Source organism: Rudaea sp. (assembly GCF_036560865.1).
In the GTDB taxonomy this organism is placed as follows: Bacteria; Pseudomonadota; Gammaproteobacteria; order Xanthomonadales; family Rhodanobacteraceae; genus Rudaea.
Genome location: NZ_DATBQK010000007.1, coordinates 1 through 11966, shown reverse-complemented (window position 1 = coordinate 11966; position 11966 = coordinate 1). Strand labels below are relative to the sequence as shown.

The 11966-nt window shown below is 63.7% G+C and carries 9 protein-coding genes and 1 tRNA gene; 5 read left to right on the top strand and 5 right to left on the bottom strand.

Annotated elements, in window-relative coordinates:
- The 4 genes from VIE67_RS00905 to VIE67_RS00890 all read left to right on the top strand — a co-directional run.
- Positions 1–543 (top strand): NYN domain-containing protein (locus VIE67_RS00905; RefSeq protein WP_332022350.1); only part of this gene is annotated, 543 nt, incomplete at its 5' end.
- Positions 540–2156 carry a tryptophan halogenase family protein gene (locus VIE67_RS00900; RefSeq protein WP_332022348.1) on the top strand — a complete coding sequence of 539 codons (1617 nt, stop codon included), beginning with the start codon at positions 540–542 and terminating at the stop codon, positions 2154–2156. The genes VIE67_RS00905 and VIE67_RS00900, both read left to right, overlap by 4 nt.
- Before the next feature lie 279 nt (positions 2157–2435).
- The gene (locus VIE67_RS00895; RefSeq protein WP_332022346.1) at positions 2436–4652 is read left to right on the top strand and encodes a toll/interleukin-1 receptor domain-containing protein; all 2217 of its coding nucleotides are present in this window, start codon (positions 2436–2438) and stop codon (positions 4650–4652) included.
- A 71-nt stretch (positions 4653–4723) separates the two neighbouring features.
- Positions 4724–5182: a hypothetical protein gene (locus VIE67_RS00890; protein ID WP_332022344.1), complete on the top strand. Its 459-nt coding sequence runs from the start codon at positions 4724–4726 to the stop codon at positions 5180–5182.
- Positions 5183–5559: 377 nt separating this feature from the next.
- Here the strand turns inward: VIE67_RS00890 and VIE67_RS00885 are convergent, their stop codons facing one another.
- The 5 genes from VIE67_RS00885 to thrA form a co-directional block, all read right to left on the bottom strand.
- Positions 5560–6363 (bottom strand): sterol desaturase family protein, encoded by an 804-nt coding sequence (locus VIE67_RS00885; RefSeq protein ID WP_332022342.1) that lies wholly within the window; start codon positions 6361–6363, stop codon positions 5560–5562.
- Positions 6364–6582: 219 nt separating this feature from the next.
- Positions 6583–6658 (bottom strand) — tRNA-Ala (locus VIE67_RS00880).
- Between the two features lie 207 nt (positions 6659–6865).
- On the bottom strand, positions 6866–8161 hold the full coding sequence (gene thrC, locus VIE67_RS00875) for a threonine synthase (RefSeq protein WP_332022340.1): 1296 nt from the start codon (positions 8159–8161) through the stop codon (positions 6866–6868).
- On the bottom strand, positions 8161–9081 hold the full coding sequence (locus VIE67_RS00870) for a homoserine kinase (RefSeq protein WP_332022339.1): 921 nt from the start codon (positions 9079–9081) through the stop codon (positions 8161–8163). Before VIE67_RS00870 ends, thrC begins: the two co-directional genes overlap by 1 nt.
- A complete protein-coding gene (gene thrA, locus VIE67_RS00865; RefSeq protein ID WP_332022338.1) occupies positions 9078–11606 on the bottom strand; it encodes a bifunctional aspartate kinase/homoserine dehydrogenase I in 2529 nt (842 codons plus the stop codon). The genes VIE67_RS00870 and thrA overlap by 4 nt, the downstream gene beginning before the upstream one ends.
- Positions 11607–11776: 170 nt before the next feature.
- On the opposite strand from thrA, the gene VIE67_RS00860 reads away from it, so the two are divergent.
- On the top strand, positions 11777–11966 hold a 190-nt coding region (locus tag VIE67_RS00860; RefSeq protein WP_332022337.1), incomplete at its 3' end, for a hypothetical protein.

Here is an 11966-nt window from a genome sequence, read left to right as displayed (position 1 = left end):
GCGCTGGACCTGTGCTATACGAAGGCACACGTCGATACCTTCGTCATCCTCAGCGGCGACTCGGATTTTTCCCCGCTGGTCAGCAAGCTGCGCGAGAACAACAAGACCGTGATCGGTGTAGGCGTGAAAAACTCGACGTCGGAACTGCTGATCGCCAACTGCGACGAGTTCATCTATTACGACGACCTGGTGCGCGTACAAAAAACGAGGCCGGCGCCGAAGAAGAAAGTCGAGGAAAAAAGCGCCGCGCCGGTCGCCGCGCCGAAACAGAAATCCGACGCCGCGAGGAAACAGGAAGCGTTCGACCTGGTGCTGGAAACAGTGGAAGCGCTGTTCGCCGAACGCGGCGAGGACGAAAAACTCTGGGGATCGATGATCAAGCAGGCCCTGAAACGGCGCAACCCCGGCTTCAACGAGAGCTACTACGGTTTCAAATCGTTCAACGCGCTGCTCGAAGAAGCCAAGGCGCGCAAACTGCTGGAGCTCGAACGCGATGAGAAATCGGGTGGGTATCTGGTAAAGGTGGGAGCCGTGGGATCGTGACGTCCGAAGCTGCCACGCTGTTCAACTACACCTTTTCGGTGACGCAGGCGAACCCACGGGCGCATATTCCGCCGACGATCCGCAAGATCGTCATCGTCGGCGGTGGCTCGGCGGGCTGGATGTGCGCGATGACCTTGGCGCAGTCGCTGCTACCCAAAGGCATTGAGGTCGAGGTGCTGGAATCGCCCGTGGTCGGCATCATCGGCGTCGGCGAAGGATCGACGCCGTGGCTGCGCGGTTTCTTCGACAGCCTCGGTATCGAGGAAGCCGAGTGGATGCCGGCGTGTCACGCCACCTACAAGTGCGGCATCACGTTCGACAAGTGGTGCACCAGGCCGGGCTTCGAGAGCTACTTCCATCCGTTCGCCTCGATGCTCGACAACCTGACGATGACGCAGTTCGTGAATAACGTGAATGCGCGCGTGAACGGCGCCGACGTGTACGCGCACCCGAATCGATTCTTCATTTCATCCACCCTGGCCGACCAGTGCCTCGCGCCGAAGCCGAATCGCAACTTTCCGTTCGACATCTGGTACGGCTATCACTTCGATGCCGTCCTGCTTGGCCAGTTCCTGCAGAAGAAGGCGATCGAGCGCGGAGTGAAATACAAGAGCTGCCACGTCAAGCAGGTGCAGGTGAGCGAGCGCGGCGACATTGCCGCGGTGGTCAGCGACGACGGCGAGACCATCGCGGCCGATTTCTTCGTCGACTGCACCGGGTTTGCCGGCCTGCTGATCCAGCAGACGCTGAAGACGCCGTTCCTCAGCTTCGCGAGCAACCTGTTCAACGACGCCGCGGTCGCCATGCCGACGCCGATCGGCGAGGACATCCCGCCGCAAACCGTATCGACCGCGCTGAAAAACGGCTGGGCCTGGAAGATCCCGCTCACCGAGCGTTATGGCAATGGCTACGTCTACAGCTCGGCGTTCTGTTCGGCCGACGAAGCGGAGCACGAACTGCGCGAACATCTGGGCATGCTCGATTCGTCGACGCCCGCGCGCCACCTCAAGATGAAGGTCGGCCGCGTCAGCAAGCACTGGAACCGCAACTGCGTGGCCGTGGGTTTGTCGCAGGGTTTCATCGAGCCGCTGGAAGCGACTACTCTGCTGTTCGTGCAGCAGACCATCGCGAACTTCGTCGCCTTCCTCGAAGCCGGTGATCTGAGCGAGTCGGCGCAGGAGCGTTTCAATCAGCGCGTCAACGAGCACCTCGAAGGCACGCGCGACTACATCGTCACCCACTACAAGTCCAACAACCGGACCGACACCGAGTACTGGCGCGCCAACTCGGCGAACGCGAACCTGTCGGAACCGTTACAGCAGCTGTTTCGCATATGGCTGTCGGGCAAGAGCATCGCCGGCGACGTGTCCAAGGGTACGCTGGGCAAGGGCTACCCGGTGTTCTCGTGGTACTGCATCATGAGCGGGATGGGCATCTTCCCGGAAGGCGCAGCGCTGCGCGCGCCGACGCCGAAGGAAGCGCGCTACAAGATGACCGAGATCGACAACCTCATTCAGCGCAGCGCGCTCAACTTCCGCAAGCACCGCGACGTGCTGGCCGATATCCCGGCCAAATCGCGCGAAGATGCGTTGCAGATTTACTTCTGGAAATAGCGCCCTGCTTCGTCGTCATCAAGGCAAGCTGCTAAGGGTGTAAATCATCAACGACGGCGATCGCGCTCAGTGTCATAATTACGGATTGGCCAGGGCGCCGTTGCAGCGCTGGACGTACGATACGCATCGGCATGATGCCGTCCGGCGCTGACCCGGCGGCGTTGCGCGCCGAGTGCCGAACAAGGCAGGAAGCGACCCATGCAGTACGCCGGCTTCATGAGCTGGCTTGACGGGGGATAAGTTGCTGGCGATCCAGACGTTTGCCGGGAAGCAGATGGCGTGAGCGTTTCGCGACGCTATCGCGCTTTCATAAGCTACAGCCACAGCGACGAGCGTGTGGCTGCGTGGCTGCATCGTTCATTGGAAAATTACCGGGTTCCCAAACGCCTGCGTGCGACTGAAGGCGAGTTCGGCCCGGTACCGGAGCGGCTGAACCCGATCTTTCGCGATCGCGAGGAACTGGCGAGCGCCGACAATCTGGGCGCAAGCGTGCAGGCCGCACTGGCCGACTCCGAGTCGCTGATCGTGATTTGCTCGCCGCACGCGGCCCAATCGCATTGGGTCAACGAGGAAGTGCTCGCATTCAAACGCCTTGGCCGCAGCGGGCGGATCTACTGTCTGATCGTGGACGGCGAACCGAATGCGGGCGACGCGCGCGAGTGCTTTCCGCCTGCGCTGCGCCTGGAGATTGAAGCCGACGGCGAGCTCGGCCAGCGTCCTGCCGAGCCGATCGCGGCGGACTTCCGGCCCGGCAAGGACGGCAAAACTCTCGCTCGATTCAAGTTGATTGCGGGTCTGCTCGGCACGGGTCTGGATACGCTGCGCCGACGCGAGGCGCAGCGCCGGCATCGGCGCATGCTGGCGATCATGGTCGCCTCGCTGGCCGGCATGACGCTGGCTTTGGTGCTCGCCGCGACCGCATGGATAGAACGCAATAATGCGCAGGCACAACAGGCACGAGCCGAAACTGCCAGCAAGGATGCACAACGACGGCAGGCACAGGCCGAGGACTTGCTGGGCTTCATGCTCGACGATCTGCGACCGAAACTGGAGCAAGTCGGCCGGCTCGATCTGCTCGACAGCGTCGGCGACAAGGCAACGAGCTACTTCGCAAATCTCGATCCACGCGATCTGACCGACGCCACTTTGGCATGGCAGGCGCAAACGTCGACCAAGATCGGCCAGGTACGGCTGAGCCAGGCGCGTTTTCCCGAGGCATTGGCGAGCTTTCAGAGCGCCTACGCGCGCAGCAGCGCACTGGCGGAGCGGCACGCCGGCGATGGCGATCGTTTGTTCGACCGCGGTCAAGCCGAGTACTGGGTAGGTTTCGTGTATTGGCAAAACCGCGATCTGGATCGCGCCAAGACGTGGCTCACGCGCTACCGCGATACGTGCCGCGAGGTATACGCCATCGATCCGAAGAAAGCGGAATGGGAGCATGAACTCGCCTATGGCGATCACAATCTCGCCGTGCTTGAGCTCGAACGCGGTCAACTCGATCAGGCGCACGCAGGGTTCACACGTTCCCGCAAGACGCTCGAATCGGTCCTGGCCAAGACGCCAGGCGACACGCAATTGCAGTTCGAAGTCGCCGACGAAGACTCCTGGCTGGGCAGCGTCGAAGAGCAGCTGGGGAACCTTGAGCAGGCCGAGACGCTGGTTGCCGGCAAGGCCGAGAGCTTGGGCCGGATCAGCGCGATGCAACCGACCGATCCGAAGTGGAAGGCGGAATGGTCGACGTCCCAACTGATGGAGTCGGAGCTGCTGCGTGCCTTGGGCAAGTATGCGCAGGCGGAGACGCTTGCCGCTGGCGCGACCGCCCGCATGAAGCTGCTCACTGCGCACGACCCGGCGAACAAGGACTGGAGGCAGGCCTATCTGAATGCGTTGATCACGCATGCGGCGGCGCGCGTCGGCCTCGGAAAACTCGCAGCTGCGCGGGACGACCTTGCGCTCGCGCAACCGCTGCTTGATGCCTCGGCGCATGTGCAGGGCGAGGACCGATACGTGCGCCGCGATCTGATCGAGGCGCTCTCGCTGCGCATCATGCTGGCATTGCCGGGCAATGATCGCGAACTCGCGCGCGATGCGGCCAATGCGTTGCAGGCGCTTTACAAAACGACTGCCGCATTGAATTCGGCGGAGGAGATCGGCCGCTACGCCATGAGCCAGATAGCTGCCGGGATGGCAGCTGCGAACGCGGGCCGTCGAGCCGATGCAGACATCCATTTCAACGCGGCACATGAGGCGCTGGCGCCGTTGGCGCACGACTCGCGCTACTGGCGAATCCTCGATCCGTGGGTGCGCCTCTCGTTGCTGAGCGGGGACACAGCCGAGGCCAAACGCGTCGAGGCGCAGCTGGCGAGCTACGGTTACGTCGCGTTGTTTCCATGGCCTGCGGCGGGTGCGGCCAAACCGAATCCTGGCGTTGCCGGTGCAACCGCACCACCATCTACCCTTGGGGTTGCGGCCTCGCCAACCAGCGGATCACATTAGGCAAACGCATCCAATGTTGTCAGTATCCACCATGCCTCCGGCCGAGGCGCCACCAAGAAGGGGAATTGATCATGCGCAGCATGCTTTTTTTCGCATTTATTTTTGCATTGTTCGTACCTGGATTCGCCACCGCAGCCTCCGGCGTCACGATCACTCTCGACGTTCGCAACTTTCCAACCAATGGATCGGACGGATACACCGATACCACCGCTTCCAACGGCCACGTTTACAGCTACAAGTACTCTGGCGGAAACGGGAAGAAGGGTGGTGATGTCGAATTCGACAAGGCTGATGGTCATAACACCACTGTCGTGCTGCACCTGCATAGCGATGCGCGCTATACAATCAACAACGTCGCCTTTCCCGTCGATCCGAACAGCCAGCTCTCACAACCGAACCCGCATGCCCCCACCACCGCCACGATTCAGGACAAGAACGAGGTGGTGCAGACCGCTACCTACAAGGTATCGGTGAAAGATTCGACCGCGAACACCACATTCCCCTGCGATCCACAAATCATCAACAAGTAAATGCGCCTCAACCCTGGACAGCACGACCGCAGGTGTGCTGTCTTCGGGGGCGCTTTACGTGGCGGCGTATTGGCGGGCGGCAGGGCTCATAGCGATAACCGGGGGAGCGTGGTGCGGATTCTGAATGTCGAATAGCCGGTGCGTTCACCCGAGCACAGCGTTCTCTGCGAAAGGTCGTAGGCTGGGCTGAGCGTAGCGATGCCCGGCATCGGGTTGATGTTTGCTGGGCTTGTCAGCCCAGCCTACGCCTTGGCCGACACCAAATCGCGCGAAGAGGCGTTGCAGATCTACTTCTGGAAGTAATGCCGCGTTCCGGGGCGAACCCGGCGGTTCGTGCGAGGCTTGCAGCGGGGAAGACGAGTGCTCGCTCCTCGCTCTCAGGCCGCCGCCGCGTGGCCCATGCTTGCGGCGGGGCGCACGCCGATATTGCCCGGTCCATAGACCTGCGCATTGACGTCCTGAAAGGCGAGCATTGCGCCGATACGGGCATCGGCGCCGCCTTCGAAGCCGCACTCGCCCATGTATTTCTTCGGGTTCTTGAACGTGCCAAAGACGATGTCCCACAGCGGCAGGTCGGAGAAGTTGTAGTAGTGCGCGCCTTTGCGATGATGCACACAGTGCGATTCCGGGCGCTGCAGGATATAGCCCATCCACGGCGGAGTGCGGACGTTCCAATGCTGAAAGAACGCGGCGAGCGAGAACACATAGCCCACGATTGCCGCCGCGAGCGGGTCGAGGCCGAGCACCAGCACCGTAATTGCCAGCGGGATCAGCGTGTAGACGACCGTCTCCAGCGGATGAAACAGCATCGAACCGGCAATATCGACGCGCAACGGGCTATGGTGCAACTGATGGAAGCCGCGCCACATCGGGCTGAACGTGTGGGCAGAGCGGTGCCAGGCGTAAACGGCCGCCTCGAGCACGACGAATCCGGCGATTGCGCCGCCGATCACGCCGAGCCGCGTACCGTCGAACAACCGGTGTTCGGCCATCCAGTCGACCGGCAAGTAAAGTGGCAACAGCGTGCCGATCGTCAGCGACAGCACGAGGAACGCGGCGCCGATCCACTGCCAGCCGCGACGCGGCGGAAAGTTGCGTGCCGGCCAGATCTGCTCGACGATAATCATTGCCGTATAGGTGGCCGGCGTGAGCAGCAGGAAGAACAGGCTGATGGCATCCATTGTTTCCTCCCCGGAAAACAGAATGACGCTGCGGCCGCTGGACAGACGCACGCTTGACGCTGGACTTGGCCTTGGATGCGGAAATCATATCACTGCGGGAGCGCAGGCAACGGGCTCGCGTCAATCGGATGTGCAGGCTGGGCTGAGTGTAACGATGCCCGGCATGGGACACGGTATTTGCTGGGCTTGTCAGCCCAGCTCATGCGGAAACAAGTGAGTTGGTGGAGCGGAAGGGGATCGAACCCTCGACCTCTGCATTGCGAACGCAGCGCTCTCCCAGCTGAGCTACCGCCCCACGTTTGTCGGCGCGGAATCGGCAATCGATTGCGCGCGAAGCCGCGCATGATACATCGTGCGCCGGCCAGCGCCAAGTCTGGCGATTCAGGGTGTGGGCCACTTTGAAGTATTGCCCGTTCGCCCTGAGGTATCGAAGGGTGAGCGGCTATGCGCGGGGTCGCCGTTCATGGTTCGATACCTCACCACGAACGGCTCGGGATTGTGGTCAGTCCGATGCGAGGATCGCGCGCAACACCGCGTAATCGTTGGCCAGTGGATCGACGTGGGCCGGCCGCGCGAGCAGTTCGGCAAGGCTGGGCGGAACCAGTACCGGCCTGCCGATCAGCGGCTCGACGATGCCTTCGAACTTGGCCGGATGGGCGGTGGCGACCACGGCCCAGGAGTCGCGATCGCCGCCGGCGCGTAGGCCTTCAAGTACATGCACGGCGGTCGCGGTGTGGGGGCAGAAAACCTCGCCGTAGTTTTCGTAGCGTGCGCGAATCGTGGCGGTGATTCCCGCGTCGTCGACCGATTGCGCGACGAACTCGCGGCGCAGCTGCGCCGCATCGGGATACAGCCAGGTGAGGCGCTCGAAGTTGCTCGGCGCGCCGACGTCCATTGCGTTCGCGAGCGTCGCCAGGCTCGGCTGCGGCGCGTAGTCGCGACCTGAGAAGAAATCCGGAATCACCCGATTCGCATTGGTCGCGAGCACGATGCGGCCGATCGGCAGGCCACAGGCGCGCGCGAGTACGCAGGCGACCGCGTTGCCGAGATTGCCGGTCGGCACGACGAAGTTTATTTGTATACATTTTTCGCGAAAGTGGCGTAGTGATGCATCGGCGTAATACGCCATCTGCGGCAGCAGGCGACCGAGGCTGATGCTGTTCGCCGCACCGAGCGGCGCTTGCGCGCGCAACGCCTCGTCGCTTAGTGCCTGTTTGACCATGCGCTGGCAATCGTCGAACGAGCCGGCGACGCGCAGCGCGCGCACGTTGCCGCCGAAGCAGCCGAGCTGGTGCGCCTGGCGCGGCGAGACGCGGCCGTCGGGGTACAGGATGGCGACGCGAAAGCCGGGTAGGCTGGCAAACGCCGCGCCGACCGCGGCGCCGGTGTCGCCCGAGGTCGCGACGATGATTGTCAACGGTTTGGTTTCCTGCGCGCGCAGACGGCGCATGCACGCGGCGAGAAAACGTGCACCGAAATCCTTGAACGCGGCGGTGGGGCCGTGGAATAGTTCGAGCACGTGATCGCCGGCGGTTTTCAGCGCATTCAGCGGCGACGGAAACGTAAACGCTTCGCGGCAGATCGTCGGCAATTCGTTCGCCAGCACATCGTTGGCGAAAAACGGTTCGAGCAGGCGCGCGGCAATCGCGGGTAGATCTGCGCAATCGCCGAAATCCTGCGGCGTGAATTTCGGCAGCGATTGCGGCACGTATAGACCGCCGTCAGGTGCGAGTCCGGCGGCGATCGCGGCGCTCAGGCCCAACGCCGACGCGCGGCCGCGTGTACTTGTATACTTCATCACAGCACCCGGGCTGCGGGGCCGTTGAGCGGCGACACGAAACTTTCGCTGACGCAATTGACGCTGGCAAAGCCGGCATGCATTGCCGGTGCTGCCGCTTCGGCCGCCGCGCGCGACTCGAACCAGGCGAACACGCTGGGGCCGGCGCCGGAAATGCTTGCGCCCATCGCGCCATGATCGAGCGCCGCCTGCTTCACCTGCGCAAATCCGGCGATCAGCGGCGCGCGGCGCGGCTCGACGAGCACATCGCGCAGGCCCGCGCGCACCAGATTCGCGTCCCCGTGCTGGCAACCGGCGAGCACGAGAGCCAAATTTGCGCTCTGGGCGACGAAATCGCCGATCGCATAAGCACCCTTCAGCGCTTCGCGCGCGCGCCGCGTTTCCAGCACCGCGTCGGGATGCACGACGACGCAATGCCATTCGGCCGGGGCCGTAACGCGCACCAGATGCTCGGCGGTCGCGAGCACGATGCCGCCGAGCAGCATCGCGCCGACGTTGTCGCCGTGGCGCCCACCGCTGGCGACCGCTTCGCCGTCGAGCGCGAACGGATACAGCGCCTCGGGCGCCACCGGCTCGTCGAGCAGGGCATTCGCAGCGACCAGCGCGGCGACGCAACTCGCCGCCGAGCCACCCATGCCCGAGCCGAAGGCGATGCCCTTGTCGAGTTCGATCTCGAAACCGAACGGCAGATTAAGCGCCTGCTGCAGCGCTATGAGTCCCGCGCCGGCGGTGTTCTTCGCCGCGTCCATCGGCAGGGCGAATGCGCTGTTGCGAATTGCCGCAATGTGTACTTGTTTACTTTGCGTACGCCGCACAGTGGCGCGGTCGCCCGGACCGACGAAACTCTGACCCAGAATATCGAAGCCGACGCCGAGATTGCCGATGCTTGCGGGTGAAAATGCGCTTGCCTCCACCTTCATACTCGAGCGCCCAGCGAAGCAGCGACGCGCAACAGGTCGGCGAACACACCCGCAGCGGTGACTTCGGGGCCTGCGCCCGGACCTTGCACGACCAGCGGATTGTCGCAGTAACGCTTGGTCGAGAACTGCACGACGTTGTCGGTCAGCCGCAGATTGGCGAAGGCATGACTACGCGGCAATTCGACCAGACCCACGCTGGCCTTGCCGGCGCGATCCAGCTGCGCGACGTAGCGCAGCACATGATCGTTCGCGCTGGCGCGCGCGTAGCGATCGGCGATCGGCGCGTCGAGTTCGGCCAGGCGCGACATGAAATCGTCGCGATTGGCGTTGTGCAGGGATGCGGGCACGAGATTTTCGACCGCGACATCGTTCAATGACAGTTCGCGTCCGGCCTCGCGCGCGAGGATCACCAGCTTGCGCGCGACGTCGATGCCGGACAGATCGTCGCGTGGATCCGGTTCGGTGTAACCGAGCGCATGCGCCTCACGCACCAAGGTCGAAAAGTCCACTTTCCCATCGTAGCGATTGAACAGCCAGGCCAGCGTGCCGGAGAAGATGCCGTCGACCGCGATCAGTTCATCGCCGGTATCGAGCAGGTCGCGCAGGGTCTGGATGATCGGCAGACCCGCGCCGACCGTCGCCTCGTAGCGGAAACGCCCGCCGCCGGTCGCGGACGCGACGCGGATCGCGCGATAGCGCTCGATCGAGCCGGCGCCGGCCTGCTTGTTTGGCGTGATCACATGGATGCCGGAGGCGAGCCATTGGGTATACAGCGCGGCGACGTCGTTGCTGCCGCTGCAGTCGATGATCACTGCATGCGGAAGATGGGCGGCGCACAGGTGCGCAGCGAAACGGTCGAGGTCGCCATCGTCGCGCGCCTGTGCGAAACGTTCGCGCCATGCCGCACCGATATCGCGCTCGTCGGTAAGCAGCCGTTTGCTCGCAGCGACCGCGCGCAGGCGCAGATCGAGATTGGCTTCGCGTTTCAAACGTGGCGCGGCGGCGGCGATCTGGTCGAGCAGGGCCGCACCAACCTTGCCCGGGCCGATCAGGCCGATCGACAGGGTCTGCGGCGACAGCCAGAACGCGGCGTGCGCTGCGCGCAGCGCCTTGGTGGCGTCATCGCGCGCGAGCGCGACCGAGATATTGCGTTCGGACGCGCCCTGCGCGATTGCGCGGATATTGACTCGCGATCGTGCCAGCGCATCGAACAGGCGCGCGGCGACACCGGGCTGGCCGGCCATGCGATCGCCGACCACGGCGAGCACGCTGATATCGCGCGAAATCGCCACGCCGCTGATCTGCCCGGCGGACAGTTCGCGCGCAAATGCGCCTTCGATCGCCGCGCGTGCGGTATCGGACTCGGCAAGTTTCACCACGCAGCAGATCGAATGCTCGGATGAGCCCTGTGAGATCATCACCACCGACACGCGCGCGGCGCGCAGCGCGGCGAACACGCGCTCGGCCGTGCCGGGCACGCCGATCATGCCGGTGCCTTCGACATTGAGCAGGGCGAGGCCGTGCGCGAGGGTGAGGCCCTTGACCGGACCGCTGGCGTCGCCCGCCGCGTCGATGCGCGTGCCGGGATGCTCGGGTTTGAACGTATTGCGGATCAGGATGGGTAGACCGCGCGCAATCGCCGGCGCCATCGTCTGCGGATGAATGACCTTGGCGCCGAAGTAGGCCAGTTCGCAGGCTTCGTTGTAGCTCATCGCGGCGAGGGTGACCGCCTCTGGCTCGATACGCGGATCGGCGCTGAGCACGCCGTCCACATCGGTCCAGATATGCAATTCCTGCGATTTGTACAATGCGGCAAAAATCGCACCCGAATAATCGCTGCCGTTGCGTCCGAGCACGGTGTCGCGCCCTTCAGCATCGCGAGCGACGTAGCCGGTGACGATCACGCGCGCCTGCGGATGTTGCGCGCGCCACGCGGCGAGTTTCGCATTCGTTGCATCCCAGTCGACGGCGACGCCGAGTTCCTCGTCGCGCACAACGAGCACGTCGCGTGCATCGAGCAGGGAGTAATCCGCGCCCTGCGCGTGCAGCAGCGCGTGCAGCAAGTACGACGACCAAACCTCGCCATTGCCGCTGACCGCCTCGGCCACGCCGTGCCCGGCGCCGCGCAGGACGGCGATCGCGTTTAGGACGTTGGCCAGTTCGTCGAAATGCTGATCCAGCCACGCGCACGCGGCGGCGGATCGATCGCCGAGCAGTTCCTGCGCCGTGTCGAGATGGCGTTTGCGCAGCACGCCGAGTTTGTCGCGCCATTGCGGCAAATTGGCCGCCGCTGCGGTACTCAGCGCGAGCAGCGCATCGGTGACGCCCTGCATCGCCGAAACGACTACGACCTGGGTACTTTCGCTGCGCGCGCGAACGAGATCGGCCACATGGCGGATACGCACGCTGTCGGCCAGCGAGGAGCCGCCGAACTTGTGCGTGACGTTGCTCACCGCGGTCGCAGCGTCGGCGCTAGCCGCTGTTGCTGCGGGGACAAGGGTGGTACTGGTTTCAAGCGCGGTCATGCAGGCTCTTCATCCCAAGAATTGCGGAAGGTTTCGAGAAAACCTTCCGGGGAGCCCCGCATTCTACTTGAGGTTTGCGGCGCGTCCGCATCCTCGTCGAGGTGCGGGGCCGTTGTTGCTGCGATTCAGTTCAATCGCTCACGCCGGACCGCACCACGGTGGTCGTGGTAATGGTCGTGGTCGTGGTGATCGTCGCGATGTGCATGGGGGTAGTGGAACCGATGGACGTCGGTGTGTCAAGACGGGAAGACGGGAAGACGGGAAGACGGGAAGACGGGAAGACGGGAAGACGGGAAGACGGGAAGACGGGAAGACGGGAAGACGGGAAGACGGGAAGACGGGAAGACGGGAAGACGGGAA

Excerpts from the sequence above, each read along its gene's own strand:
- VIE67_RS00885 (WP_332022342.1), bottom strand. The coding sequence starts at position 6,363 with ATGGATGCCATCAGCCTGTTCTTCCTGCTGCTCACGCCGGCCACCTAT.
- thrA (WP_332022338.1), bottom strand. The coding sequence starts at position 11,606 with ATGACCGCGCTTGAAACCAGTACCACCCTTGTCCCCGCAGCAACAGCG.
- VIE67_RS00870 (WP_332022339.1), bottom strand. The coding sequence starts at position 9,081 with ATGAAGGTGGAGGCAAGCGCATTTTCACCCGCAAGCATCGGCAATCTC.
- VIE67_RS00890 (WP_332022344.1), top strand. The coding sequence starts at position 4,724 with ATGCGCAGCATGCTTTTTTTCGCATTTATTTTTGCATTGTTCGTACCT.
- thrC (WP_332022340.1), bottom strand. The coding sequence starts at position 8,161 with ATGAAGTATACAAGTACACGCGGCCGCGCGTCGGCGTTGGGCCTGAGC.